Source organism: Flavobacterium endoglycinae (assembly GCF_017352115.1).
GTDB lineage: Bacteria > Bacteroidota > Bacteroidia > Flavobacteriales > Flavobacteriaceae > Flavobacterium > Flavobacterium endoglycinae.
The window spans coordinates 2,991,677-3,017,974 of the sequence record NZ_CP071448.1 but is presented as its reverse complement, the minus strand read 5'-3'; the positions used below and the strand labels follow the sequence as shown (position 1 = coordinate 3,017,974).

At 33.9% G+C, this 26,298-nt stretch carries 22 protein-coding genes; 15 read left to right on the top strand and 7 right to left on the bottom strand.

The features are described from left to right. Positions 1-166: 166 nt before the first annotated feature. Positions 167-784 carry a thioredoxin family protein gene (locus tag J0383_RS13170; RefSeq protein WP_207294506.1) on the bottom strand — a complete coding sequence of 206 codons (618 nt, stop codon included), beginning with the start codon at positions 782-784 and terminating at the stop codon, positions 167-169. 190 nt (positions 785-974) lie between these two features. Between J0383_RS13170 and pyrH the strand changes: the two genes are divergently transcribed. The 3 genes from pyrH (at position 975) to J0383_RS13155 (ending at position 4,929) form a co-directional block, all read left to right on the top strand. Continuing rightward, complete coding sequence (gene pyrH, locus J0383_RS13165) at positions 975-1,682, top strand: UMP kinase (RefSeq protein ID WP_207298697.1); 708 nt, start codon at positions 975-977, stop codon at positions 1,680-1,682. A gap of 74 nt (positions 1,683-1,756) precedes the next feature. After that, positions 1,757-2,320, top strand: a complete 564-nt coding sequence (gene frr, locus J0383_RS13160; protein WP_207294505.1) for a ribosome recycling factor — start codon at positions 1,757-1,759, stop codon at positions 2,318-2,320. Positions 2,321-2,439: 119 nt separating this feature from the next. Beyond that, positions 2,440-4,929, top strand: coding sequence for a DUF5686 family protein (locus J0383_RS13155; RefSeq protein WP_207294504.1), 2,490 nt, complete (start codon positions 2,440-2,442; stop codon positions 4,927-4,929). Between the two features lie 265 nt (positions 4,930-5,194). On the opposite strand, the gene J0383_RS13150 is transcribed toward J0383_RS13155, so the two are convergent. The 3 genes from J0383_RS13150 to J0383_RS13140 form a co-directional block, all read right to left on the bottom strand. Beyond that, positions 5,195-7,465: a cation:proton antiporter gene (locus J0383_RS13150; protein WP_207294503.1), complete on the bottom strand. Its 2,271-nt coding sequence runs from the start codon at positions 7,463-7,465 to the stop codon at positions 5,195-5,197. Positions 7,466-7,578: 113 nt separating this feature from the next. Further along, the gene (locus tag J0383_RS13145) at positions 7,579-8,298 is read right to left on the bottom strand and encodes a LytR/AlgR family response regulator transcription factor (protein WP_207294502.1); all 720 of its coding nucleotides are present in this window, start codon (positions 8,296-8,298) and stop codon (positions 7,579-7,581) included. Beyond that, positions 8,261-9,022: a sensor histidine kinase gene (locus tag J0383_RS13140; protein ID WP_207294501.1), complete on the bottom strand. Its 762-nt coding sequence runs from the start codon at positions 9,020-9,022 to the stop codon at positions 8,261-8,263. Before J0383_RS13140 ends, J0383_RS13145 begins: the two co-directional genes overlap by 38 nt. A 229-nt stretch (positions 9,023-9,251) precedes the next feature. Here J0383_RS13140 and J0383_RS13135 point away from each other — a divergent pair, with 229 nt between their 5' ends. From J0383_RS13135 to rpoN, 4 genes are all read left to right on the top strand, one after another. Next, a complete protein-coding gene (locus J0383_RS13135) occupies positions 9,252-11,618 on the top strand; it encodes an efflux RND transporter permease subunit (protein WP_207294500.1) in 2,367 nt (788 codons plus the stop codon). 237 nt (positions 11,619-11,855) lie between these two features. After that, on the top strand, positions 11,856-12,047 hold the full coding sequence (locus J0383_RS13130; protein ID WP_207294499.1) for a hypothetical protein: 192 nt from the start codon (positions 11,856-11,858) through the stop codon (positions 12,045-12,047). Positions 12,048-12,210: 163 nt separating this feature from the next. Next, complete coding sequence (gene asnS, locus J0383_RS13125; RefSeq protein WP_207294498.1) at positions 12,211-13,656, top strand: asparagine--tRNA ligase; 1,446 nt, start codon at positions 12,211-12,213, stop codon at positions 13,654-13,656. A gap of 131 nt (positions 13,657-13,787) precedes the next feature. Beyond that, positions 13,788-15,248, top strand: a complete 1,461-nt coding sequence (rpoN, locus tag J0383_RS13120) for an RNA polymerase factor sigma-54 (RefSeq protein WP_207294497.1) — start codon at positions 13,788-13,790, stop codon at positions 15,246-15,248. A 401-nt stretch (positions 15,249-15,649) separates the two neighbouring features. On the opposite strand, the gene J0383_RS13115 is transcribed toward rpoN, so the two are convergent. Both J0383_RS13115 and J0383_RS13110 read right to left on the bottom strand, forming a co-directional pair. After that, entirely contained in the window at positions 15,650-16,087 is a 438-nt protein-coding gene (locus tag J0383_RS13115) for a hypothetical protein (RefSeq protein ID WP_207294496.1), read from the bottom strand. A gap of 42 nt (positions 16,088-16,129) precedes the next feature. Continuing rightward, positions 16,130-16,720 (bottom strand): thymidine kinase, encoded by a 591-nt coding sequence (locus J0383_RS13110; RefSeq protein ID WP_207294495.1) that lies wholly within the window; start codon positions 16,718-16,720, stop codon positions 16,130-16,132. Positions 16,721-16,952: 232 nt separating this feature from the next. Between J0383_RS13110 and J0383_RS13105 the strand changes: the two genes are divergently transcribed. The 8 genes from J0383_RS13105 (at position 16,953) to J0383_RS13070 (ending at position 25,526) form a co-directional block, all read left to right on the top strand. Continuing rightward, the gene (locus tag J0383_RS13105) at positions 16,953-18,080 is read left to right on the top strand and encodes a hypothetical protein (RefSeq protein ID WP_207294494.1); all 1,128 of its coding nucleotides are present in this window, start codon (positions 16,953-16,955) and stop codon (positions 18,078-18,080) included. A gap of 112 nt (positions 18,081-18,192) precedes the next feature. Then, positions 18,193-18,912 (top strand): 16S rRNA (cytidine(1402)-2'-O)-methyltransferase, encoded by a 720-nt coding sequence (gene rsmI, locus J0383_RS13100; RefSeq protein ID WP_207294493.1) that lies wholly within the window; start codon positions 18,193-18,195, stop codon positions 18,910-18,912. A 116-nt stretch (positions 18,913-19,028) separates the two neighbouring features. Then, the gene (locus tag J0383_RS13095; RefSeq protein WP_207294492.1) at positions 19,029-19,373 is read left to right on the top strand and encodes a HopJ type III effector protein; all 345 of its coding nucleotides are present in this window, start codon (positions 19,029-19,031) and stop codon (positions 19,371-19,373) included. 116 nt (positions 19,374-19,489) lie between these two features. Continuing rightward, a complete protein-coding gene (gene recJ, locus J0383_RS13090) occupies positions 19,490-21,193 on the top strand; it encodes a single-stranded-DNA-specific exonuclease RecJ (RefSeq protein ID WP_207294491.1) in 1,704 nt (567 codons plus the stop codon). Continuing rightward, positions 21,180-22,463, top strand: a complete 1,284-nt coding sequence (locus tag J0383_RS13085; protein ID WP_207294490.1) for an MFS transporter — start codon at positions 21,180-21,182, stop codon at positions 22,461-22,463. The genes recJ and J0383_RS13085 overlap by 14 nt, the downstream gene beginning before the upstream one ends. Positions 22,464-22,705: 242 nt before the next feature. Next, positions 22,706-23,620, top strand: a complete 915-nt coding sequence (locus tag J0383_RS13080; RefSeq protein WP_207294489.1) for an alpha/beta fold hydrolase — start codon at positions 22,706-22,708, stop codon at positions 23,618-23,620. A 254-nt stretch (positions 23,621-23,874) separates the two neighbouring features. Next, positions 23,875-24,231, top strand: coding sequence for a hypothetical protein (locus J0383_RS13075; RefSeq protein WP_207294488.1), 357 nt, complete (start codon positions 23,875-23,877; stop codon positions 24,229-24,231). Positions 24,232-24,314: 83 nt separating this feature from the next. Beyond that, positions 24,315-25,526, top strand: coding sequence for a cytochrome c3 family protein (locus J0383_RS13070; RefSeq protein WP_207294487.1), 1,212 nt, complete (start codon positions 24,315-24,317; stop codon positions 25,524-25,526). On the opposite strand, the gene J0383_RS13065 is transcribed toward J0383_RS13070, so the two are convergent. Further along, entirely contained in the window at positions 25,527-26,270 is a 744-nt protein-coding gene (locus tag J0383_RS13065) for a UDP-2,3-diacylglucosamine diphosphatase (RefSeq protein ID WP_207294486.1), read from the bottom strand. Positions 26,271-26,298 lie beyond the last annotated feature (28 nt).

Here is a 26,298-nt window from a genome sequence, read left to right as displayed (position 1 = left end):
AAGCAGTAAATCAAAAAATATATAATAGAAGTGGGATCATGACAGCAAGTTACAAAATTTTATAATAGAAAAAACATTTTCTGATTTTTTTTAAAACCATTACAACATTTATTATCAATACTTTAACATATCACAACTTCAGACATTTATTACAAAAATAAAAACATTATAATCGGTTATATTTTATATTTTCCATAATCTCCACAAGCTCTTGTTGAACAGAAATTCCCTTATCGGCCAGATACCATAATTGTAAATCTGTTTTTATTTTCTCGTCAATGGCTCCAACATCTCTTTTATGATTGTTCATCAATTCTGTTGCGCCTTTTGGTCTTGGTCCCCAATCCGCACGAACAATTCCGGCTTCTTTACAAATAACAATGACTTTTGGGATTGCTCTTCCGCCATTGGTCAGATACTGGTTCATTAATTCGTCGTTTTCGTCCCGAAGTACGATTCGAAGATCAATTTTTTTATTTGATGCTAAAGCCATCTTATTCAAAATAGGCAAAATCTGCGCTGCATCTCCGCACCAGCCTTCAGAAATCACAAGCCAGATATAATGATTATTTAAGTGCTGCAGTTTTGAAATAACATCTTCAGAAATGGTGATGGTTTTTTCCAGTCGGTTCATTCTTGCTTCGTTAAGCTTAGAATAATTGGTAAGGCTTTCAGATTGTTGGCTTCCGGTTGATTTACCTTCAGAAAGCAGATCAGTAACTAATTTTCGATATTCAACATACGAATGACTATTGAATAATGCTTTGGCTACAATACTTTTCATAGATATTTATTTTGCTACTATAAAATTACGGATTTTCGAACGATCTGAGAATGACTTTTGTCACATTCAATCTAAAAAAATCAAAAAAGTCTTTATAAAAAATTCAATCCCAGGTCTAATTAATTTTTTGTAAATTATTTTTAAAAATCAGAATATGTCTATATTTGCACAAATTAACGCAACACACAATATGAAATATAAAAGAATTCTTCTAAAACTTAGCGGAGAGGCCTTAATGGGTGATTTACAATACGGAATTGACCCGAAAAGATTAGGCGAATATGCAGATGAAATTAAGCAGATTCACGACAAAGGAGTAGAAATTGCTATCGTTATTGGAGGAGGAAATATTTTTAGAGGCGTTGCCGGTGCAAGCTCAGGAATGGACAGAGTGCAGGGAGATTACATGGGAATGCTTGCTACTGTAATTAACGGAATGGCTTTGCAGGGCGCACTTGAAGACAAAGGAATGAAAACGCGTTTGCAGACTGCTTTAAAAATGGAATCTATCGCAGAACCTTATATCAAAAGAAGAGCAGATCGCCACCTTGAAAAAGGCAGAATCGTAATTTTTGGTGCCGGAACTGGAAATCCATACTTTACAACTGATACCGCAGCAGTTTTAAGAGGTATCGAAATCAATGCTGATGTAATTTTAAAAGGAACCCGTGTTGATGGTGTTTACGATTCAGATCCTGAAAAAAATGCAGCAGCCGTAAAATTTGATTTCATTTCTTTTGATGATGTAATCAAAAAAGGATTAAATGTAATGGACACTACTGCTTTTACTTTAAGCCAGGAAAACAAACTTCCAATTGTTGTTTTTGATATGAACAAAATTGGAAACCTTCTAAAAATCTGCGAAGGTGAAAACATTGGAACTGTAGTAAATATATAGTCGTCAGTAAAGTTTACAGTCACAGGTGCTGACTTTAACTGAAACTGAGAATAAAAAACTGAAAACTAAAAAAAATGACTGAAGAAATCGATTTTATATTAGAAAGCACTGAAGAATCTATGAACGGTTCTATTGCACACTTAGAAAAAGAATTTCTAAATATTCGTGCAGGAAAAGCTTCTCCAGCAATGCTTGGAGGTGTTTTTGTTGATTACTACGGATCTGCAACACCACTTTCTCAAGTATCAAAAATTAGTGTTCCTGATGCTAGAACAATTACATTACAGCCGTTTGAAAAAAACATGCTGTCTGCAATTGAAAAAGCAATTATGGTGGCTAATATTGGTTTCAACCCAATGAACAACGGAGACGTAATCATCATCAGTGTGCCACCTTTAACAGAAGAGCGCCGTCGTGATTTGGCAAAACAAGCCAAAGCAGAAGCTGAAGATGCAAAAATTGGTATTCGTAACTCTCGTAAAGATGCTAATACAGACATTAAAAAGTTAGAAAAAGAAGGAACTTCAGAAGATATCTGTAAATCTGCAGAAGAAGAAGTGCAAAACTTAACAAATGCATACATCAAAAAAATTGACGAATTATTAGCTTTAAAAGAAGCTGAAATCATGAAAGTCTAATTTTTTGAAAATGAAATTTAAAAATCCGTTTGGTCAAAGTGTGCCAAACGGATTTTTTTATTATTACTTTTGCATACCAAAATCAAATTTTATTCGTTTCTGACACTATATAATTCTGTATGAGGCTTTTTTGTTTCTTAACTTTATTTTTTACGCTTAGTATTCAGGCGCAGTTTCAAATAAACGGAATTGTAACCGATGCAGACAACAAACCTCTTCCGTTTGCAACCATTACTACTGTAGATAACAACAATACAATTACAGATGTCGACGGAAAATTCATTTTAAATTTCAGTTCAAAATCAAGTTTTTTTACGGTTTCTTATATTGGTTTTCAAACTAAAAAAATTGCTATAGACGAAAACAAAAAGTTTTATCCGATTTCTTTAGTGCAAAAAACAGATGATTTAAAAGAAGTGGTGGTTTCAAATGAAAATCCAGCTTTGACGATAATCAAAAAAGTTATTGCCAATAAGAACAATAACAACCCACAGAAAAAGCTCAAAACTTTCGAATATAAAACTTATAATAAACTTATTGTTACCGCAAATCCTGATTCAATTCAGGGAAGAATAGATTCTTCTGCCACTTATAAAGATCTTGAGAAAAAGAAAATCAACATCGATTCATCTGATTATAAGTTCAAAGAAATCATTACCAAACAACATTTATTTCAAACTGAAAAAGTTTCACAATACCAATTTGGCGATCATAAGCTTAAGGAAACAGTGCTTGGCACCAAAATAGCTGGTTTTAAAAATCCTATTTATGAAGTTATAGCTTTTAACCTGCAGTCGATTTCTATTTACGATAATAAATATGAACTTTTTGAAACCAAATACGAAAACCCAATTTCGAATACCGCTCCTGCTTCGTATAATTACAAACTTCTTGACACCGTAAACATAAAAGGCCGCGAAACTTTTATGATTTATTTTAAACATAAAAGAAAAAGCTCTGGTCTTGAAGGTGTTTTGTATATCGACCAAGAAAATTTTGCCATTGCAAAAGCAGTTATGCGTATTAAAGGCGTTTTAGACATTAGCGGTATTCATGAATTTGAATATGTGCCGAGCGAAAAGATATGGTTTCAGAGCAATACCACTTTCAAAATTGTAAAGGGAAAAAATGATGATGATATTAAAATTTTAGGAGGTACCATTCAATTTGACGGCGATATCTCTGACGATTTTGAGCCGAGAAAAAAAACTGCTTCGGATTTTACCTATTTGCTTTCTGAAAGCAACAATTTCGATATTCATTATAACAATCCCACTGTTATTAAAAATCCATCACTTTATATTGAAATTAAAGATGATGCGAGCCAGAAACCTGAAGAATTCTGGAATACTTACCGAAAAGCAACATTAGACGAAAAAAGCGAAAAAACTTATGAATTGCTAGACAGTTTATCTGTAAATCGAAGAATTGAAAAACGTCTTGGTTTTGGCCGAAAAATATTAAACGGTTACATTCCAGTTGGTCCAGTTGATCTGGATTTGAAGAAAATAATCAGCTATAATAATTATGAAGGATTCCGTTTGGGACTTGGAGGCATAACTAATGAGAAATTTTCAAAAAACTTCAGAATTGAAGGATATAGTGCTTACGGAACAAAAGATGGTGTTGTAAAATACAATCTGGGCATTGGATTTTTATTAGACAAAAACACCAACACTTGGTTAAACGGATCGTATACTGATGATATTCGAGAGATTGCGAGTACCGTTTTTGCGGTTGACAAACGTGTTTTTAAAATCTATGATCCACGACCAATCAACATTAGTACTTTCTATAAATACGACAGCTGGAAAGCCAATATTCAAACGAAAATTATTCCGAAAACAGAAGCGGTTGTTGAATTAGCCAGAACGTATGTTGAACCTAAGTTCGATTATCTTTTTAATTACAACGAACATTTGTATTCAAATTATATTATGACAACGGCAATGGTTTCTATTGTTTGGGCGCCTTTTAGCGATTTCATGCAGACACCAACCGGAAGAAATGAATCAGATAAACGATTTCCAAGATTTACATTTCAGTATACGCAAACGCTGCCAAACGTTTTAGGAAATGATTTTACTTTTGGAAAAATAGATTTCAAAACCGAATACGAAAAGAAGTATTTAAACGGACAAAAAACAAGTCTGCTTTTACAAGGTGGTTATGCAATGGGCGATGCCCCGTTAACGCATTTATACAACACAATGCCCAACAACCTTACGAAAGAAACCGTAATACAGCGTATTACTTTTGCGGGAAGAAACAGTTTTGAAACGATGTTTTTTAATGAGTTTTTCTCGAGTCAATATGTGTTTTTTCAGGCCAAACACGGATTTAAACGAATGCAGATCGTGAAAAAAGTAAGTCCTTCTTTGGTTTTGGTTACCAGAATGGCTTGGGGACATATGGAAAATCCGGAACAACATGTTGGTCCTTCTTATAAAACTTTAGACAAAGGTTTCTTCGAGTCTGGTCTTGAGCTCAACAAAATCTACAAAGGTTTTGGTCTAGGCGGATTCTATCGTTACGGACCGAATCAATTATTGAAATTTGAAGATAATATCGCGGTTAAGATTTCTTATGTTATTGATCTAGGGCTTTAAATTCCAATTTTAAAAATTCCAAATTACAATACTTTCTTAAACTTTTTTTTCGCCACGAATTCACGAATTTCACTTCTTAACTTTGCGCAGTTTAGCACTAGATTACACAAATTTTTACAAATAATTAAGTAGTAATTCGTGAAATTCAACTAGAATTTTAAAAGGTTAAAGCAATGAAATTCGTGAATTCGTGGCTAAAAAAAATCCCAAATCCCAATCGCATTGCATTTGGAATTTAGGATTTATTTATGGGAAATTAGCCCTTCTAAGGTTTAAGAATCAAAACCGAAGGCGTATTATTCAGCCATGTACTTTGAGATTCTATAAGCTTTTTCCAGCTTTCTAAACTAATCATCATTAAATCCTGGCTTTCTAAAAATTCTTTTTTAAGCGTTCTGTCGTGCATAATCATAATGTGATTTGGAGCAATCTGTTCGATAGAACGTATTGTTTCCTGAATTTCGCGTGTATTTTTCACTTCGCCACTCGCATCAAGAACGATAATTTGTGAACCATTATTATTGATTAATTTCTTGGCATATTCAATTAAAAAAGCATCTTCTTTGGTAAAAACGGGAATAAATACCTGATTAACTTCTTCTAAATTCTTATCAATGAAAATACCAACCGGCATTTTTGTTTTCGCAAGAATATGACGGGTTCTTTCATCAAAAGGATTATTTTCAAACAAACCTTCTTTTCCAGTAAACTTATCAATCAAACGATCTGGATTTACAATTCGGGTTGTAAAACCAAGAATCTTTCCAAGCAATGTTCCGTCAAAAATCGATTGTCCCAAACCAACCAGTAATAAATCATATTCCCCTTGATTCGCAGCATCGACAATATCGGTATCAATATCATTAGACACTTTAAATAGACTTACCATATTCTGATTCAGTTTATGAGATTCATCAACAACCGGAACCAGCATTTTGCGTTCGTGTTCTTTTACATCAAACGAATGTATTTCGGTACTTAAAGACAAATGCATGGCAGTAACAATAGAATTGTCTTGTTGTTTTTTCACTAAACTATTAGCAATTTTCAACAGCTTTTTACCTCTTTCAGGTGTTGCGAAAGAAAGCAGCACTTTGTATTTGCTTTTATTGCCAATTTCCTGCGGAATAGCTGTTATTTTATCTTTAAATAGAAATCCGATAAAATCCAGAGCAGGTCCAGTCATAAAAGTAGTCACAAGAGCCATAATTACCATCATGGTAAAAACTTCTGTAGATAAAACGCCTAGATCATAACCAATATTTAAAACTACAAGTTCCATTAAACCACGAGTATTCATAAGAGCTCCAATTGCCAGACTGTCTTTCCAATTTTGCCCCACAAATTTTGCCGCCAACGCGCTTCCAAAGAATTTACCAATTACAGCAACTGCGATAATCAATCCTGTAATTTTCCATAATTCAGGATCATTCAAAAGACCAATCTGCGTTCGCAAACCTGTAAATACAAAGAATAATGGTAATAATACAATGATCGAAACATCTTCTACTTTTTCAATAAATATATTTCTGAATTTATTGTTTTCCGGCATAATTGCACCTGCAAGGAAAGCGCCAAACAAAGCATGAATTCCGATTAATTCTGAAGCATAAGACGAAATTAAAAGCGTAATAAAGAAAATCGCAACAACTGGTTTGTTTAAACTTTCGCGCGTTGCATTCAAATCTCCTACTCTTTTTAGGAACGGGCGAACGATTTTCAGCATGATAATCACATATAAAACCGCCATTCCAATTACATATAAAGAACTTGAAAGTGAACCTGCTTTTACGATCGCGATTACAACTGCCAGAATACACCAAGCGGTAACATCATCTGCCGCAGCGCAAGTAATGGCAATCGTTCCAAGTTTGGTTTTCTGCATGCCTCTTTCTTGAACAATTCTGGCTAAAACAGGAAAAGCGGTAATACTCATGGCAATTCCCATAAACAAACCAAAAGAAGAAAATTCAACACCTTTTGGAGCAAAAGTTTCATAAATAAAATAAGCTAATGTAACTCCCAATGTAAACGGAATTACGATACTCGCATGGCTGATAACCACCGCATCGTGTGCTTTGTTTTTTAAAACTTTCAAGTCTAATTCCATTCCAATCACAAACATGAAAAGAATTAAACCAATCTGGCTTAAAAACTGGAGATTTCCTAAAGATTCTTTTGGGAATAAAGCCGCTGAAAATTCTGGAAAGTACATTCCAACTAAAGAAGGCCCTAAAACAATTCCGGCAATCATTTCACCAATTACAGAAGGTTGTCCAATTTTTCTAAAAAACCATCCGAACAAACGTGCCGTTAGAATAATCGTTACAATTTGAGCCAGTAAAATTGCCAGAGGATGCTGAAGATTTTGCACCATCGAATTTAAAAAGTCATTCCAGTGGTTGCTTTCTACTTGCTTTTTTACAATTTCACGTCCAGTTTCGAGAGCCGCTCCTTTTGTAATAATCCAATACATCAGCGCTGTAAAACCACCAATCACTGTAACGTAGAATAAAGAGTTTTTAAACTTGTTCATAACGCATTCTTTTAATTTTATGCGGCAAATATCAGAACAGAACTTTACGTGAAAAAGTGATTTTTAAGCTAATTTTCAAACCATGTAACAAGACCGAAAAACTTTGTAATAAGTTATATTTTTACCTTTCTCAAAAAATCAGAACGATAGGTTTCGCTTAAAATCAGAGTCGTGTTTTTGTGGTTTTCTTCAACATGATGAAGGACAATTTCGTTATGATTAAAAAACTTAATGGCTTTTACGGCCACAATTTCTTTTTTATTGACACGGCAGAAATCAGTTTCGGGAAGTTCTTTTAAAAGCGTATCAAATTTTACATTTTTTAAATTCAGAAAACTGCCATCAGCCATTAAAACCGTTTTATCACGGCTGTCACTTAGAGCTGTTTTAATGTATTGAATTTTATTGAAATACAACAGCGTCTTTCCTTTATCAGTATTTAACTGAATGAATTTTTTAGCCGAATCTGATTTATCAAAACGTTCAAAAGCTTTTGTAATGGCTTTTTGCAGACGTTCTAATTTTACGGGTTTTGTAATATAATCGACCGCATCAATATTAAAAGCTTCTGCCGCATATTCTTTATATGCCGTGCAAAAAATCACCAGTTTGTCTTGTAGTTTTTCAGCCAGATGCAGACCATCAATACCCGGCATTTCTATATCCGAAATCAATAAATCGAAATCAAGATTAGAAACATCAGATAAAAGTTTCTCAGGATTGTTGTATGTCTTTACGATTTCCAGTTCTGGAATTTGTTCGCAAAGCATTTTTAGGTAGGTCAATCCCGGAATCTCATCGTCCAGAAGCAAGCATTTCAGTTTTGTATTCAAGTAAATCTATTTTTAGATGAGCAATATATACACCATTTTCTATAAACTTATCCAGTTTAAAATTATTCTTGTAAATGATGCGCAAACGATGTTCGAGTGTGGCTTGACCTAATCCGCTTCGTTCTTTTTTCAAAACCTTTTTATCTGAAATTTTATTCGAAACCGTCATAAAAAAAGCATTGTCTTTAAACTCAAACACAACCGAAATAAAAGCATCTGGACTTTGCAGATCGGCGTGTTTAAAAGCGTTTTCTATGAGATCAATTGAAATCAAAGGCGCCATCAAAGGCTGATCGTATAATTTATCTTCTTTATTAATATTGGTTTTAACCTTCAACTCAAAAAGCGGACTGATTTTAATTTTGTTGATTTCAATTAAATTCAACGCAAAATCAATTTCTTCTCTCGCTGTGACAAATTTATTTTTGCTTTCATACAAAATATAATCCAGAACATTTGCGAGTTTATCGAGTGCAAAATACGTTTGGTAAGCATGCGACTGAATTGAATTTAAAATATTTTTAAACAAATGCGGATTGAGTTTTGACTCTAAGTTTTCTAACTGAAGATCATTTACTTTTACTTCGAGCGCGTAGAAACTTTTTTCGGCATCATCCTTTGCTTTTTTGGCCTGCATGAGCTGGTACATCATGATACAAATAATGACAATCAGCAATAAAAGGATTGCTAAAAAAATAAAAGTTGTCGTATTGTTTTCCTGCATTGTATTTGTTTTTACTGCTGTAGATTTTGCAGATTAAAAAAATCGAATTCTTTTTCTTTCGATGTAATTTCAATACAAATATGAGAAAAGCAGATGATTCTATCGCAAAAATTACGAAATTATCGTCTGTAAAAGACACTGAAATTTGTGTTAACATTAAGTAAAATAGAGTTGATTATTTATGATTTCGAGCACTTTTCACTACATTTGCATCCATTTTTAAAGATTTATGAAAAACACTATTCAAGTTGGATTTTGGGAAAAACTAGCCCGAATTATACTTAAAAACAGAATAACAATTCTGATTATCCTTGCTGCTTTAACCATTTTTCTTGGTTTTCAGTGGAAAAACCTTTCTATGACTTATACTGAAGCAAACCTGCTTCCAAAAGATCATATCGCTAATAAAGAATATCAAAAATTCTTAGACAAATTTGGTGAAGAAGGAAATCTTGTTGTTATTGGTTTTCAAGATAAAAACTTTTTTACTCCTAAAAATTATGCGGCTTGGAATGAGTTAATGACAGGTTTAAAAAAATCAAAAGAAGTTGATTTAGTGGTTTCTTTAAATGATTTAAAAAAACTGGAAAAAGACACCGTTAACGAAAAATTTGTCTTAACGCCATTTATTGATCAAAGCAAAACCTTAGATCCTGCGTACTTAAAAAGTGTTCAGTATGATTTATTTCATAACCTGCCTTTTTACGAAGGACTTTTATTTAATAAAGAAAGTGGAAGTGTACGTTCTGCTATTTACATTAACAAAGCGCTGGTAAATACGCCTGAAAGAAAAACTTTTATACTTGAAAATTTAGTTCCGAAAATCAACAAGTTCGAAAAAACAACCGGAATTGATTTGAAGGTTTCCGGAATGCCGTACATCAGAACCATCAATGCTGACGACATGAAAGGCGAAATCGGACTTTTCATTGGTGCGGCTTTATTGACTGTTTCATTGATTTTCTTTTTCTTTTTCCGTTCGTTCAGAGCCACTTTTATTTCGATTTGTATTTTAATTGTCGGCGTAATCTGGTCCTTCGGAACACTTGGATTGTTTGGCTACAAAATCACGATTTTAACAGCAATCATTCCACCGCTGATTATTGTAATCGGAATTACAAACTGTATTTTCTTAATTAATAAATACCAGCAGGAAATTAAATTGCATAACAATCAGGCGAAAGCCTTGCAGCGTGTTATTTCTAAAATTGGAGTTTCGACTTTAATGACGAATCTAACAACGGCAATTGGTTTTGCAACATTCATGATTACAGGAAACGATTTGCTTTTCGAATTCGGAATGGTGACTTCAATCAACGTGATTTCTGTTTATTTACTGACACTTTTTATCGTGCCGATTATTTACAGTTTTCTGCCGCTTCCAAAAGAAAAACACTTATACCATTTAACGAAAACTTATATTTCAACTTTATTAAATGTGGTTGAAAATTTGGTAAAAACAAAGCGCAGATTCGTTTACATCATTTACGGTTTACTTTTAGTTTTCAGTGTCATTGGAGTTTCGCAAATGAAAGTTTCAGGAAGTTTAATTGGCGAAATGCCAAAAAGCGCTTCTTTCTTTAAAGATATTTTATTTTACGAAAAAGAATTCAACGGAGTTATGCCTTTGGAAATCATGATTGATACCAAAAAGAAAAAAGGCGTTATGAAAGCTTCTACGATTCGTAAAATGGACGAGTTGCAAAATACAATTGCTGAAATTCCAGAATTGGCAAAGCCAGTTTCTGTAGTGAATTTGGTTAAATATTCGAAACAAGCTTTCTACAACGGAAATCCAGAATATTACCAATTGCCAACTTCGCAAGAGCAGACTTTCATTTTAAGTTATGCTAAAAATGCAACGAAAAACAGCAAAGAAAATCTAATGAAATCGTATGTTGATTCGACTGGACAATATGCCCGAATCACCACTTTCATGAAAGATATTGGAACGGATGAAATGGCGAAAGTGGAGAAAAAATTACATTCTAAAATTGATGAAATTTTCCCAAAAGACCGTTTTGAAGTTACCGTTACTGGAAAAGCATTAGTATTCCAAAAAGGAACTTCATATTTGGTTGACAACTTAATCGAATCCTTAATTTTCGCAATTTTAACGATTGCTGTTCTGATTTTGTATTTATTCCGTTCTTTCAAAATGGTAATGGCTTCGGTAATTACGAATATTTTACCACTTTGCATTACGTCTGGATTAATGGGTTATTTTGGAATTCCGTTAAAACCCTCAACAATTTTAGTATTCAGTATTGCATTCGGAATCTCGGTTGATAATGCGATTCAGTTTATGGCAAAATACCGACATGACTTGCTACAAAGCGGCGGAAAAGTGAAGAAATCGGTTTTCAGTGCTTTAAGAGAAACTGGAATCAGTACTTTTTATACTTCCGTGGTTTTGATTTTAGGTTTTGCAACTTTTACCTTATCAAGTTTCAGCGGAACGATTGCTTTAGGAGGATTGATTTCTTGTACTTTAGCATTTGCGATGTTTGCTAACTTAGTGGTATTACCTTCTTTAGTTTTGACTTTTGAGAAGAAAAAAACTAAGAAAGAGGATTTGGAAAATTTGGAAAAATAAGAAATGGGATTCATTTTTAAAATTTTATACTTAACATATTTTATTTCATTAAATTATACTATTTATAAATTTTTGAATGTAAGCTTTATGGGCAACAGAAAGCAAATAATATACTTTGCAGGAAGTTTCATTCCTTTAATTCTGATTCATAAATATCTTTACATTAAAGAAATGATAAATCTGTTTTGCTTTGTTCTGTTAATCTTTTTCAGTTTATCACCAATCATAATGTATTTTATGAATAAAGATGCAATGAAATTGATTAGAAAAATGGTTGAGAAAAATCCAGATTTAAACAATTCTAAAAGATATGATTCTTTTAATAAATCGGTTGAATTTCAACAAAAGATGGTTATGCCAATAATGCTAACGCTATTTCAAGTCCTAATGATTATTAGCCCAGCATTACAAAAAGCAATTGCAAGATAACAAACATCTGCCGAGCGTTTTTTCAGAAAAACTTACTCTTTATCATTTTGTTTAAAAGATAAAGATACACGGATGACAGTAAACAACTTCTCAAATTAATTATTATCGATTATATTTGCAGTTGTTCAAAATGAATATTACTTAATATCAATTATATATAAAAATGAAACACACAAAAGTTAGAGACTTATTAAACAGTACGACGACGTTACAGGAAGTGAATGCAAAAGGTTGGGTGAGAACTTTTAGAAATAATCAGTTCATCGCTTTAAATGACGGTTCTACAATTAATAATATTCAATGTGTTGTTGATTTTGAAAATACACCAGAAGAGACTTTAAAAAGAATCACGACTGGAGCTGCAGTTTCTGTAATTGGAACTTTAGTTGAAAGTAAAGGTGCGGGTCAGAAATACGAAATTCAGGTTTCTAAATTGGAAATCCTTGGAGATTCTGATGCTGAGAAATTCCCAATGCAGCCTAAAAAACACTCTTTAGAATTTTTACGTGAAAATGCTCACTTACGCGTGCGTACAAATGCTTTTGGTGCTATTATGCGTGTGCGTTCGGTATTGTCTTACGCAGTTCACAAATATTTTCAGGATAAAGGTTTCGTATATGTAAACACACCAATTATTACTGGAGCTGATGCTGAAGGTGCTGGAGAAATGTTCCAAGTAACATCTTTACCGCTTGACAATCTTCCTAAAAATGAAGAAGGAAACATCGATTTCAAAAAAGATTTCTTTGGAAAACATACCAACTTAACGGTTTCTGGACAATTAGAAGGAGAAACTTTTGCTATGGCTTTGGGTCAGATTTATACTTTTGGACCAACATTTAGAGCAGAAAACTCAAACACTTCTCGTCACTTGGCAGAATTCTGGATGATTGAGCCTGAAGTTGCTTTCAACGACCTTGACGATAACATGGACTTAGCTGAAGATTTTATTCAGTATGTAATTAAATATGCTTTAGACCACTGTAAAGACGATTTGAAATTCTTAGAAGGAAGACTTCTTGAAGAAGAAAAATCAAAACCACAGGCAGAAAGAAGCGAAATGGCGTTGCTAGAAAAACTAAACTTCGTTTTAGAAAACAACTTCAAACGTGTTTCTTACACGGAAGCTATTGACATTTTAAGAGATTCAACTCCAAATAAAAAGAAGAAATTCCAATACCTAATCAACGAATGGGGAGCTGATTTACAATCAGAGCACGAGCGTTATTTGGTGGAGAAACACTTTAAATGTCCGGTAATTTTATACGATTACCCAGCAAATATTAAAGCGTTTTACATGCGTTTGAACGACAACACAGAACCAGGAAGAGAAACGGTTCGTGCAATGGACATCCTTTTCCCTGGAATTGGAGAAATCGTAGGTGGTTCTGAAAGAGAAGAGCGTTACGATGTTCTGGTTCAGAAAATGGAAGCGCTAGGAATTGACAAAGAAGAATTATATTGGTATTTAGATACCAGAAGATTCGGTTCTGCAACACACGCAGGTTTCGGTTTAGGATTTGAGCGTTTGGTATTGTTTGTAACAGGAATGACAAACATTAGAGACGTAATTCCTTTCCCAAGAACGCCTGGTAGCGCAGAGTTTTAATAGAAAGTTATAAGTTATTTGTTATGAGTTAAGCGTAAAACCTTAGCTCATAATATTTTAATAGAAAAAAAAATGTTATTGGTTATGCGTTACAATTCTTAACTCCTAACCCTTAACTCTTAACACAAACTATGCTAAAGCAATTTTTAAATTTAAAATTATCCCAAAAATTATCTCCACAGCAAATTCAGCTGATGAAGTTAATTCAATTGCCTACGCAAGCTTTTGAACAACGTTTATTAGAAGAAATGAACGAAAATCCAGCACTTGAAGCTGGAAAAGAAGATGAATACGAAGCTGACGAATATGCTAATGAAGACTACGACGATTATGATGATGCAGAATCTGATAGAATCGAAGCAGACGATATTAACATTGACGAATACTTAAGCGACGACGATACGCCTGATTATAAAACTCAGGTAAACAATTATAGTGACGACGAGGAACGCGAAACACCATTTGCGGCTCCAATTAGTTTTCATCAGGATTTAATCAATCAGTTGAATACTTTTATTTTGAATGATGAAGAGCGCGAAATCGCTGAATTCTTAGTAGGAAGTATTGATGACATGGGTTACATCCGCAGAAGCATTCCGGATATTGTAGACGATATGGCTTTTACTCAGGGAATTTATACTGATGAAGCAATGGTCGAAAAAATGATGACGGTAATTCATGAACTAGAACCTTCGGGAGTTGGTGCACGTGATTTGCAGGAATGTTTATTGCTTCAGTTAAAGCACAAAACACCAACCGAATATGTTGATTTAGCGATTGACATCATTGAAAATCAGTTTGATGCTTTCACGAAAAAACATTACGACAAACTCCTTCAAAAATACGGCGTTTCAAACGAACAGCTTAAAAAAGCAATTCATGAAATTGAAAGACTAAATCCAAAACCGGGCGGTTCTTTCACTGGAAATAATAAAGTAACTGAAAATATAGTTCCCGATTTCGCCATCAGAATTATTGACGGTGAACTGGAATTAACTTTAAACGGACGTAATGCTCCTTCCCTGCACGTTTCTAAAGACTATCAGGAAATGATGCAGACCTATAAAGATTCCAGAGATAAATCGGCGGCACAAAAAGATGCGGTTCAGTTTATCAAACAAAAACTGGATTCGGCAAAATGGTTTATCGATGCGATTAGACAGCGTCAGGAAACTCTTTTTGTTACTATGAATGCGATTATGCATTATCAGGAAGAATATTTCTTAGACGGTGACGAAACCAAACTAAAACCAATGATCCTAAAAGACATTGCCGATATGGTAGGTTTGGATATTTCAACAATCTCACGTGTGGCCAACAGCAAATATGTTGAAACCCCATACGGAACCAAACTGATTAAAGAATTCTTCTCTGAAGCTATGAAAAATGATCAAGGTGAAGATGTTTCAACTCTTGAAATCAAAAAGATTCTTCAAAATACTATTGAGGAAGAAGACAAGAGAAAACCGCTTCCAGACGATCAATTGGCAGAAATCCTAAAAGAAAAAGGATATCCAATTGCGAGAAGAACCATTGCTAAATACCGTGAACAGCTTGATATTCCGGTAGCAAGAATGAGAAAGAAAATTTAATTTTATTATATCTAAATTTAATATATCAGCCTGACAGATTTTAAAAATCTGTTAGGCTTTTTTTTAATTAGGTTGAATATTTAGATTGCGAAGAAATTTTCATATATCGCTCCTAAGGAGCTTTATATTCTTTGCGTACATTTTTCTATAGATATTTTATTCCGATGGAGCATTTTATCATACAACAAATTTTAGAGTTATACTGGTTAGATTCATAAGATCAAAACGATTATATATAAACAAGGCGACAATATAACATCTTTTAAATTGCCGCCGCGAGGCTAAATAGGTATAGAGTTTTATCAAGCCTCAAGATAAAAGCTCCGTAGGAGTGAAATATAAAAAACAAAACCCAACAGCTTTTAAAGTATTGGGTTTATTATCGTAAATTAAATTTCTATTTATTGATACTGATCAGGCAGTACATTTACTTTAAATAAAAACTTTTTCTTATTGTCGTAATAACTGTAAATCAATGTATAATCATTTTCTCTAAAAACCTGTAATCCTGGATTTGCTTTTGCTGTACTCAAAATGCTTTTTTTGATTTCATCTCGAATAACAGCAATCTCAGCGGTTTCTTTTTCTACTTTTACCAAAGTTAAATTGTATTGAACAGCTCTTTCTTCCGGCAGATTTACACTGTCTAAACGAATTCCTTCCTGAATTAATAAGGGACAATTTTTATTGTATTTATCAACCAGCTGCGTGATTTCAATATGTTCGTGCTGTGTATTTTCACTTAGGTAAAACTGAAAAAAAGTGACCAAAGCCAATGCGATTGCTATGGCTACGAACAGCCATATATTTCTTTTAAATTTGCTTTCTTTTTCTTGCATAGTTATTTCGGCTTAAATCGTTTATTAGAAATTAAAAAGAACTTACTTTTCCTGACTTTTTTTCATTGCATTAAAATATGCTGCGCGGCTTAACGGCTCGTATTCTTCCGTTTCTCCAAGCATAACCAATTTGTCATTATCCGTTTTACGAAAACTATAGTTTGCCAGATTTCCAGTTCGGGTGCAGACTGCGTGAACTTTCGTAACATATTCGGCTGTAGCCATAAGAGCAGGCATTGGCCCGAAAGGATTTCCTTTAAAATCCATATCCAGTCCAGCAACAATTACACGAACACCGCGATTAGCAAGATCATTGCATACGGTTACAATTTCATCATCAAAAAACTGAGCTTCATCAATTCCTACCACATCACATCCCTGCGCCAAAATAGAAATATTGGCAGCAGCCGGAACTGGTGTCGAACGAATTTCATTAGAATCGTGAGACACCACCATTTCGTCATGATAACGGGTATCGATTGCGGGTTTAAAAATTTCAACTCTTTGTTTGGCAAACTGCGCGCGCTTTAATCTGCGGATTAACTCCTCGGTTTTACCCGAAAACATTGACCCACAAATAACTTCAATCCAACCAAATTGTTCTTTGTGATTTACTGTATTTTCGAGAAACATTTTGTATTTTTCTGCCTTTAAAAATGAATAGTTTTTATTACTTTGTACTGGTAATAAATTGAGGTTAAAAACTGCTGTTTTTAGACTTTTTCAAAAGTAGACAATTTTTATCAAATCGGAAATTGGGAAACGCTTATTAACAGAAATAAAAAGCAACTGTAAGATTTCTTTCCGAAAAAAATCAGACATTAAATACACTAAAATACCGTATTCACTATAATTTTCAACAGTTATGAAAAAAAAATTGGAAGCTGAATTAATCAGCATTGCACATCGAATTTTAAAACTTAAAAACAAATCCGATATCAATCAATTATATCTTGAAACTCAAAAATTATATGAGAAATTAGCGGTTTTAAAATTCGTGGAAGAAAACTTCGACACACAGAAACCAACTATTGGACAAAGCGAAATCAATTCTGAGCTGGAAACTATTTTCAACAAAGAAGAAGAAATTACTCCAGTACAGATTCAATCTGAAACTCCAGCAGAAGAAGTAATTGCTCTTGAAGAATCTTACGAAGCTGAAAATACAGAAGAAGTTACCGCAGAGGAAATCACAGAACCAGTTGCTGAAAAAACGGAAGAATCGATTGCTGAAGAAAAAACAGAATCCATTATTCCAGAAACTACAGAACCTGTTTTAGAAAAAGCAGAAGAACCTATTGCTGAAGAAAAATTAGAATTTGTGGTTCCAGAAATAATAGAGCCTATTTTCGAAAAAATAGAAGAACCTGCTGCAGTGATCCCTGATCCTGTACAAGAAATCCAAAAAGAAATTGAAATACCAGAAGAACCCAAAAATACATCTGACGAACTTTCATTTACTACTGTAAGTGATTTAAAACCTATTCCAGATTTTAAACCTGCTTTTGAATTGGATCAGGAAGAAATTCAAGAAGTGGCAAAAGAAGAACCCAAAACGGAAGAAAAAACAGAACCAAAAGCAAGTCCTATTCCAATCGCGTTTGAAGATTTCGGAATTAATTATGCCGATGCACAATTTGTAAAAGTAGACAGTTTTGAACCTATTTCGTCGAATGATTCAAAAGAGAAAAAAACAATAGAAACAACTCTTTTTGAAACCGTAAAAGAGCCTGTTAAACCTGTAAGTTTAAACGAAAAATTAGCAAGAGGTTTTCATATTGATTTAAACGACAGAATTGCTTTCACAAAGAATCTTTTTGGAAACAGCACTGAAGATTACAGCCGAGTTTTAAACCAATTATTGACTTTTGATTCTTTTGCAGAAGTCAAAGATTTTATCGAAAACATGGTAAAACCGGATTACAACAACTGGGAAGGAAAAGACGATTACGCAGAACGTTTTCTTGGAATTATTGAGAAGAAATTCTCTTAAAAATAAAACACCCATTTCACGAATTAGCACCAATTTTTTCTTTGTGCAATTTTTAAAGTCTTAGAATTTGTGACAATTCGTGCAATTCGTGTCAAAATTATCAAACTAAATTATGTCCAAATTATATATCGTTCCAACGCCAATTGGCAATCTTGAAGACATGACTTTTAGAGCCATTCGGGTTTTGAAAGAAGTCGATTTGATTTTGGCCGAAGACACCCGCACAAGCGGAAAACTCTTAAAGCATTTTGAAATTGGCACGCACATGCACAGCCATCATATGCACAACGAACACAAAACAACCGAGAACCTAATTGCTCGTTTGAAAGCTGGTGAAACCATCGCTTTGATTTCAGATGCTGGAACTCCAGCCATTTCAGATCCTGGATTTTTGCTAACTCGTGCCTGTGTAGAAAATAATATCGAAGTAGAATGTCTTCCTGGAGCAACGGCTTTTGTTCCCGCTCTTGTAAACAGCGGACTGCCAAATGACAAATTTGTTTTTGAAGGTTTCCTTCCTGATAAAAAAGGACGTCAGACTCGTTTTTTGGCTTTAGCCGAAGAAACCCGCACGATGATTTTATATGTTTCTCCGCATAAACTCATTAAAACTTTAAGCGAATTTATCCAGTATTTTGGAGAAGACCGACAAGTCTGCGTTTCGCGCGAATTATCTAAATTACATGAAGAAAACGTCCGCGGAACTGCTAAAGAAGTTCTGGCTCATTTTGAAAAAAACGCACCAAGAGGAGAAATCGTTGTGGTCGTTGCCGGAAAAACAATAACAAAAGAACCTAAGAAAAGTAAATTTTCTAAGGATGAAGAAGAATAAACTGTTGTTAGTTCAAATTCCATTTGTCACATCGAGCGAAGTCGAGATGCGCATTTGGTTCTCGACTCCGCTCGAACTGACAATGAGAACATAAAATATAATTCAAAGAATAAATCATGAGCATTCAAGCCTTTTTAGAAAAAGTAAAACAAACACCAACACAAATCACATTTCCAGAAACTATTGCAGTAATTGAAGAAAATTACAACTTTACTCCAACTGCTTTTCAAAACGGAACACAACATAACGCAGCAGGCGAAAATTCAGGTTCTTGTAAATTGTTTTCTTTTGCAAAACTTCAAAATTTAAATAAAGAAGAAACCTTAGCTTGTTTTGGCGCTTTTTATTTTGAAGAAGTTTTAGGCGATCCAAACGGAACCAATCACCAAAACATTAGAAACTTCATCAACTTAGGCTGGGACGGAATTCAGTTTGAAGGAAATGCACTTGAATTAAAATAATTATTTAAGATTTTTGATTAACGATTTTTGATTTCAGATCTTAAAATCAAGCACTTTACGATCTACTATAGCAAATCAAAAATATAAAATCAACACTCTAAAATCTAAAATCAATTATGCGTTGGACATTAAAACCAAAACCTTCTGAAGAAAAAATCAAACATTTGGCACAAGCTTTAAATGTAGAAGATTTTGTAGCATCGCTCCTGATTCAGCGTGGTATTGAAACCTTTGAAGATGCCAAGAAGTTTTTTCGTCCGTCTTTAGAACATTTGCACGATCCGTATTTAATGAAAGATATGGATAAAGCCGTTGCCCGAATAGAAAAAGCCATAGAAAATCAGGAAAACTTTCTGGTTTTTGGAGATTATGATGTTGACGGAACAACTGCTGTTTCTCTGGTTTCTTCGTATTTAAAATCGCATTATCCTCATGTTGCCACTTATATTCCCGATCGTTATGACGAAGGTTATGGCGTTTCGTACAAGGGAATTGATTATGCAGATGATAACGGAATTTCCTTAATAATTGCCCTTGACTGCGGTATTAAATCGATCGATCATGTCGCTTACGCAAAAGCAAAAAACATCGATTTTATTGTCTGCGATCACCATAGACCTGGAGACATTCTGCCGGATGCCGTGGCAGTTCTTGACCCAAAAAGAGAAGACTGCTCCTATCCTTATGATGAATTGTGTGGCTGCGGTGTCGGTTTTAAATTGATTCAGGCCTTAGGTCAAAATCGAAATGAAACGGTAGAAGATCTTCTTCCATATCTTGATTTGGTTGCTACTGCAATCGCAGCCGATATTGTACCCATTACAGGAGAAAACCGCGTTCTAGCTTACTTCGGATTAAAAGTCATCAACAGTGAACCAAGACCTGGAATTAAAGCTTTAACGCATCAGGTAAAAAAGAAAGTTCTCGATATTACCGATGTCGTTTTTATCATTTCCCCAAGAATAAATGCTGCGGGAAGAATCAAACATGGAAATCATGCGGTGGAACTTTTAACCGAATTTGATTTAGAACAAGCCCAACAGTTTGCTTCAGAAATCGAACAATACAATGCCGACCGAAAAGATTTAGATAAAAAAATTACCAAAGAAGCTTTTCAGCAGATTCTAGAAAACAAAGAAGAAGAACGTTTTTCAACTGTTGTTTTTCAAGAAGACTGGCACAAAGGCGTAATCGGAATTGTAGCTTCACGATTGATTGAAACGTATTATCGTCCAACTTTAGTTTTTACCAAAAGCGGAGACAAATACGCCGCTTCTGCCCGATCTGTAAAAGGTTTTGATGTTTACAATGCTCTTGATGCGTGTTCAGAACATTTGGAACAATTTGGAGGACATATGTATGCAGCCGGAATGACTTTAAAAGCCGAAAATTATCTGCTCTTTAAAGAAGCTTTTGAGAAATGTGTACAAGAAACCATTCTGCCCGAAATGCGAACTCCAGAGATAGAAATTGATGCCGAAATCAATTTCTCTGATATAACTCCAAAATTAATTCGAATCTTAAAGCAATTTGAACCTTTTGGCCCGCAGAATATGACTCCAGTTTTTATGACTGCAAACGTAAAAGATACTGGATATGCAAAAACATTAGGAGCAGAAGATGAACATTTGAGGCTTTATGCCAAACAAAACAACTCTGATGGCATTGCTGCTATTGGCTTTGGTCTCGGAAAAAAATTAAATATAGCACAAAATCAAAACCCATTTCAAATTGCTTACTGCATTGCAGAAAACGAATGGAATGGTACAATTTCAACACAGCTTATGCTGAAAGACATTAGAACAAATGGAAGAGATTAAATCAGCCAAACCAGATCCTTATCAGGCACTTCGTTACCGAGAATTCAACGTTTTTTTACTATTGCGTTTTGCTATGGTTTTTGCTTGGTCTATGCAGTTTATTGTTATAGAATGGGAAGTGTATAGTTTAACCAAAAACCCACTTTCTTTAGGAATTATTGGCTTAATGGAAATCATTCCTGCGGTTTCAATGTCTTTGTTTGCAGGACATATTGTAGACCAAAGAGAAAAGAAAAGCTTATTGGTAAAATGTATTTTAGGATTCTCAGTAATTAGTTTTGGTCTTTTCTTATTGACTTGGCCAAAAGTAGTGGGTGATTTCTCTAAAGATTACATTTTATATTCAATTTATACTCTTGTGTTTTTTGGCGGAATCGTACGTTCTTTTATGGGACCAACGATCTTCTCTCTTTTATCATTAATTATTCCTAAAAAAGTATATCCAAATGCTGCAACTTGGAGCAGTTCGGTATGGCAGATTGGAGCTGTTATGGGACCAGCTTTGGCCGGATTCTCTATCAACTGGATTGGTGTTCATTGGTCTATGTGTTTGGTTTTTGGATTTTCGATTCTTTCGTTAATTGCCTTATCACAAATCAGCCAAAAGCCAATTATAAACCCGAAAATGGGAGAATCTATAAAAGATAGTCTTATGGAAGGTTTGACATTTGTATTTAAAAACAAAATTGTTTTGGGCGCATTATCACTAGATATGATTGCGGTACTTTTTGGAGGAGCCGTTGCACTATTGCCCGTTTTTGCACAAGACATCTTAAAAGTAGGTCCTGAAGGTTTCGGCATTTTAAGAGCTGCTCCTGCTGTGGGTGCTTTTATTACGATGTTAGTTTCGGCCTATGTGCCTTTGTATGAAAATGCTGGAAAGAAACTTTTAATTGCCATTTTTGTTTTTGGTTTATCAATCATCTTATTTGGATTATCGACTTATTTCTGGCTTTCTGTTTTCGCCTTATTTTTAAGCGGATTGGCTGATGGAATTTCTGTGGTAATCCGTCAGACTATTTTACAGCTTAAAACTCCAGATCATATGCGCGGACGCGTTGGTGCCGTTAACTCCATTTTTGTTGGATCTTCAAACGAATTAGGTGCTTTTGAAAGTGGTGCAACGGCTAAGTTGATGGGCGTTGTAACATCAGTTGTTTTTGGAGGAAGTGTTACGCTTTTAACAGTAATCGTTACTGCTTTAAAATCGCCAACCTTTAGAAACTTAGATTTGAAAAGAGATATGGATGAACACCATAAATTGGAGTAAATTAATTTTATTAAACCCTTTAGGTGGAATGGAACAAAATTTAATTTAAACACACAGAAACATAGATTTTTATTGCTTTTGATTAAGATTATAGAAAAAGCAAGCTTTAACACATAGTTCTATATGCAATATTCTAAGCGAAATACTTTTATTGATTCTCTAAAGGCTATGTTTCTATGTGTTAAAAAATTTTCATCCAACAGGTTAAATATAAATTTATCAAAGAATTTCAATCTATATAAATGAAAGTATTAGCAACTGCTTTATTTCTTACTATTTCGCTTTTCGCGAAAGGGCAAAACCTTTACATCAAAACTTACGGAAACGAAAAGAATAAAACCATAATTTTTATTCACGGCGGACCAAGCGGCAATGCGACTTTGTTTGAAGGAACCACGGCTCAAAAACTAGCCGATTTAGGTTTTTATGTAATTGCTTACGATCGAAGAGGTGAAGGAAGATCTGCAGATCCAGATGCGAAATTTACTTTCGAAGAAGCTTTTCAAGATCTAAATTCGATTTATGCAACACATCATTTAAAGAAAGCAATTATTCTAGGTCATAGTTTTGGCGGTTTGGTTGCGACACTTTACACCAATAAATATCCGCAAAATGTGAGCGCTTTGGTTTTGGCTGGTGCTTTGTTTTCGCAACAAGAAACCTACGATCATATTTTATATACATTGAAGAAAAAGTACAGTAACGATTCTGAACAATTGAAGAAAATCAGTATTGTAGAGAATCTAAATAAAAATTCTGCCGAATATAGAAAAGGATGTTACGGACTTGCTGGAGAAAATGGCTTTTTTAAAATGCCAAATCCAACTGCAGCATCTAAAAAACTATACGCGGATTATGAAGCTGGAGAATTTTACAAGACCAACATTCGAAATAAAAATGCTCCATTAATTTTTTATCAAAACGAAAAACAAAACAATATCGACAGCAGACCTTTTTTAAAGAAAATCAAAACTGCTGGAGTTCCTATTTATGGAATTTACGGAAAGGATGATGGCATTTTTTCATCAGCACAAATTAATTCTATGAAAGCAATAACGGGCGAAAAACACTTTGCTTTCCTTGATAATTGCTCGCATTATCTATTTGTTGACCAACAGGCAGCATTTCTTTCCAACCTAAAAAATTGGCTGAAATAATCTTTTTTAACCCTATAAAAAATATAAATTCATTTCAAAAAGCGGACTTTTAAAATCTTTTCTAATTCACTAGAATGAATTAAACTCAATAAGAGACGAACTAAATCATTTCTACCTCATCTTACGCAACAAATCCAAACTTTTTAGCTCTTATAATGCATTGGCGAGTGAAAAAGTTTTTCAAACTTTTATGATTTTTTTATTTAGAATTAATATAAATAATATTTATATTTGTTGAAATAAAAGGATTTACGATGAGAGAAATAGAGCAAATATATCATAACAATTTTGGAATAGCCTTTTACTGGAAACAAAACAGTCAGCCAATTCTCGATAAAGTACAATTGGTTTTTAAGGAAACAGGTTTTTACTTCACCATTCAAGAATTGAATCATTTTTGTGATTTAATAGAAGATAGCATGATTGAAAACACATGTTGTGAAGCCTGCGAAATGAAATATTCTTGTCATAAATTTTTATTGAAAACACCATGTAATTCAATAGATTTAGCTGTTTCGATGACCGAATTAAAATCGATTAAAGATTTGGTCGAAGGTTCTTTATTTAAAATCGAACTTGACGAATATGTGTATGGCGTTGGGATGAATTAAGAAGTATTGCAAATATTTTAACAACATTTTTTCATTATTGAAATATATTTTGATTCCATTCAAAAAAAAGTATATTTACAGCAATGAAAAAAGCTGTATTTCGACTAACCTTAGCACTTCTGGCAATTCTCTTTGTCAGCTGCAATAATAAATCTGAAGAATATATTGATCCTCGCGGAACTGATTATGCAGGATCTGAAAGCTGTATTCAATGCCATAAAGTGCAATCTGAAATGGCTTTCAAAAGTTCGCATTTTAAAGCGACGGCGCCAGCTATTTTAGGAAATGTTTCTGGCGATTTCGATTCGAAAAATCATACTTTCATTTACGATAAAGACACCAAACTAGTCATGGAAAAAGATGGCGATAGTTTGTATCAGGTTTTATATAAAAACGGCAAAGAAACAGCGAGATATAAATTTGAAATCGTTTTTGGAACCAAACACGCGCAAACTTCTGTTTACTGGAAAAACAACAATACCTACGAACTTCCAGTATCTTTTTACCATTCTATAAACAATTGGGCTACAAGTCCAGGTTTTCCTGCCGACAAACCTTATTTTGACCGAATGGTAGTTAAGGATTGTTATGCTTGCCATAGTTCCAATATTAGTTCCAGAGCACTTAATCAAAGCTCGGCAGACCGAAATTTTATGTCGATGGAAGTTGAAGATGTTGTAGACAAAAAAACAATTGTGTACGGAATTGACTGTGAGCGCTGCCATGGTCCAGCTAAAAAACACGTTGAATTTCATTTAAAAAATCCAAACGTAAAAGTTGCCAATAACATTACGAGTTTTAAAACTTTAAGCAGAGAACAAAAACTAGACGCCTGTGCGCTTTGTCATGCAGGAAACGATGGTATGAAATTAAAATCTCGTTTTGATTTTAAACCCGGAGATCATTTATCTGATTATTTCCGTGAAACAAGAAGTATAAACGATACCACTCAATTTGATGTGCATGGAAATCAATTTCGATTAATGGCGCAAAGTAAATGTTTTGCCAACAGTCAAAAAATGGATTGTATTACATGCCACAATCCACATGAAAATGCTTCTAAAAGTATGGCTTCGTATTCAAAAATCTGTATGAGTTGTCACCAAGGATTACAACACAACGAAACGACTTTAAAAATAATGCCTGAGAAGTTAATGGCCAGTAATTGTATTGAATGCCACATGCCGAAAAAATCATCAAATGCGATTAGTTTTCAGCTTTCAAACAGCAAACAATTATCGAATTATATTTTGAGAACGCATAAAATTGGGATTTATCCAAATGCGAAAAAGTAATTATTTTTTGTATTCTTTAATTTCAAATTTTTCACCATCAAAAACGCCGTACGTAAAATAACCAATCCAATCGCCTAAATTAACATATTCGGAATTTTCACCAACTTGACGAATCATTGGCAGATGTCGATGTCCAAAGACAAAATAATTATAGTGTTTGGTTTCCAGCTTTCGCTTAGCGTACAAAATCAGCCATTCTTTTTCTTCGCCTAAAAACTTAATGTCTTCATCGCCAGAAATCAATTTGTTTTTAACCGATAAATATTGGGCTAAACTTACGCCAACGTCAGGATGAAGCCAGCGGAAAAGCCATTTTGAAAACGGATTGGTAAAGACTTTTTTCATTCTTTTGTATCCTTTATCACCAGGTCCTTTTCCATCTCCGTGACCAATTAAAAACGTTTTTCCGTTAAAGGTAAATTCTTTATTATCATGATAGACTGGAATATTCAATTCAGTTTCGAAATAATCATTCATCCACAAATCATGATTTCCAACAAAGAAATAAATCGGAATTCCGCTGTCACGAATTTCAGCCAGTTTTCCTAAAATGCGCACAAAACCCTTTGGAACAACTGTTTTATATTCAAACCAAAAATCAAATAAATCTCCTAACAAAAAAATGGCTTCGGCATCTTCTTTAACCTCATCCAGCCAAGCCACGAATTTCTTTTCACGGGGTAAACTCAATTCAGGAGTTGGCGCACCAAAATGCTGATCTGAAGCAAAATATATTTTTTTCATAGATGGGTTAGAAGTTATACGTTGGGAG

Bases quoted from the DNA above. Each gene is read 5' to 3' on its own strand.
- rpoN (WP_207294497.1), top strand. From the start codon at position 13,788: ATGCTAAAGCAATTTTTAAATTTAAAATTATCCCAAAAATTATCTCCA.
- J0383_RS13155 (WP_207294504.1), top strand. From the start codon at position 2,440: ATGAGGCTTTTTTGTTTCTTAACTTTATTTTTTACGCTTAGTATTCAG.
- J0383_RS13130 (WP_207294499.1), top strand. From the start codon at position 11,856: ATGAATAAAGATGCAATGAAATTGATTAGAAAAATGGTTGAGAAAAAT.
- asnS (WP_207294498.1), top strand. From the start codon at position 12,211: ATGAAACACACAAAAGTTAGAGACTTATTAAACAGTACGACGACGTTA.
- J0383_RS13140 (WP_207294501.1), bottom strand. From the start codon at position 9,022: ATGCAGGAAAACAATACGACAACTTTTATTTTTTTAGCAATCCTTTTA.
- J0383_RS13135 (WP_207294500.1), top strand. From the start codon at position 9,252: ATGAAAAACACTATTCAAGTTGGATTTTGGGAAAAACTAGCCCGAATT.
- J0383_RS13150 (WP_207294503.1), bottom strand. From the start codon at position 7,465: ATGAACAAGTTTAAAAACTCTTTATTCTACGTTACAGTGATTGGTGGT.
- J0383_RS13065 (WP_207294486.1), bottom strand. From the start codon at position 26,270: ATGAAAAAAATATATTTTGCTTCAGATCAGCATTTTGGTGCGCCAACT.
- J0383_RS13115 (WP_207294496.1), bottom strand. From the start codon at position 16,087: ATGCAAGAAAAAGAAAGCAAATTTAAAAGAAATATATGGCTGTTCGTA.
- J0383_RS13095 (WP_207294492.1), top strand. From the start codon at position 19,029: ATGAGCATTCAAGCCTTTTTAGAAAAAGTAAAACAAACACCAACACAA.
- recJ (WP_207294491.1), top strand. From the start codon at position 19,490: ATGCGTTGGACATTAAAACCAAAACCTTCTGAAGAAAAAATCAAACAT.
- J0383_RS13110 (WP_207294495.1), bottom strand. From the start codon at position 16,720: ATGTTTCTCGAAAATACAGTAAATCACAAAGAACAATTTGGTTGGATT.
- pyrH (WP_207298697.1), top strand. From the start codon at position 975: ATGAAATATAAAAGAATTCTTCTAAAACTTAGCGGAGAGGCCTTAATG.
- rsmI (WP_207294493.1), top strand. From the start codon at position 18,193: ATGTCCAAATTATATATCGTTCCAACGCCAATTGGCAATCTTGAAGAC.
- frr (WP_207294505.1), top strand. From the start codon at position 1,757: ATGACTGAAGAAATCGATTTTATATTAGAAAGCACTGAAGAATCTATG.
- J0383_RS13075 (WP_207294488.1), top strand. From the start codon at position 23,875: ATGAGAGAAATAGAGCAAATATATCATAACAATTTTGGAATAGCCTTT.
- J0383_RS13080 (WP_207294489.1), top strand. From the start codon at position 22,706: ATGAAAGTATTAGCAACTGCTTTATTTCTTACTATTTCGCTTTTCGCG.
- J0383_RS13170 (WP_207294506.1), bottom strand. From the start codon at position 784: ATGAAAAGTATTGTAGCCAAAGCATTATTCAATAGTCATTCGTATGTT.
- J0383_RS13085 (WP_207294490.1), top strand. From the start codon at position 21,180: ATGGAAGAGATTAAATCAGCCAAACCAGATCCTTATCAGGCACTTCGT.
- J0383_RS13105 (WP_207294494.1), top strand. From the start codon at position 16,953: ATGAAAAAAAAATTGGAAGCTGAATTAATCAGCATTGCACATCGAATT.
- J0383_RS13070 (WP_207294487.1), top strand. From the start codon at position 24,315: ATGAAAAAAGCTGTATTTCGACTAACCTTAGCACTTCTGGCAATTCTC.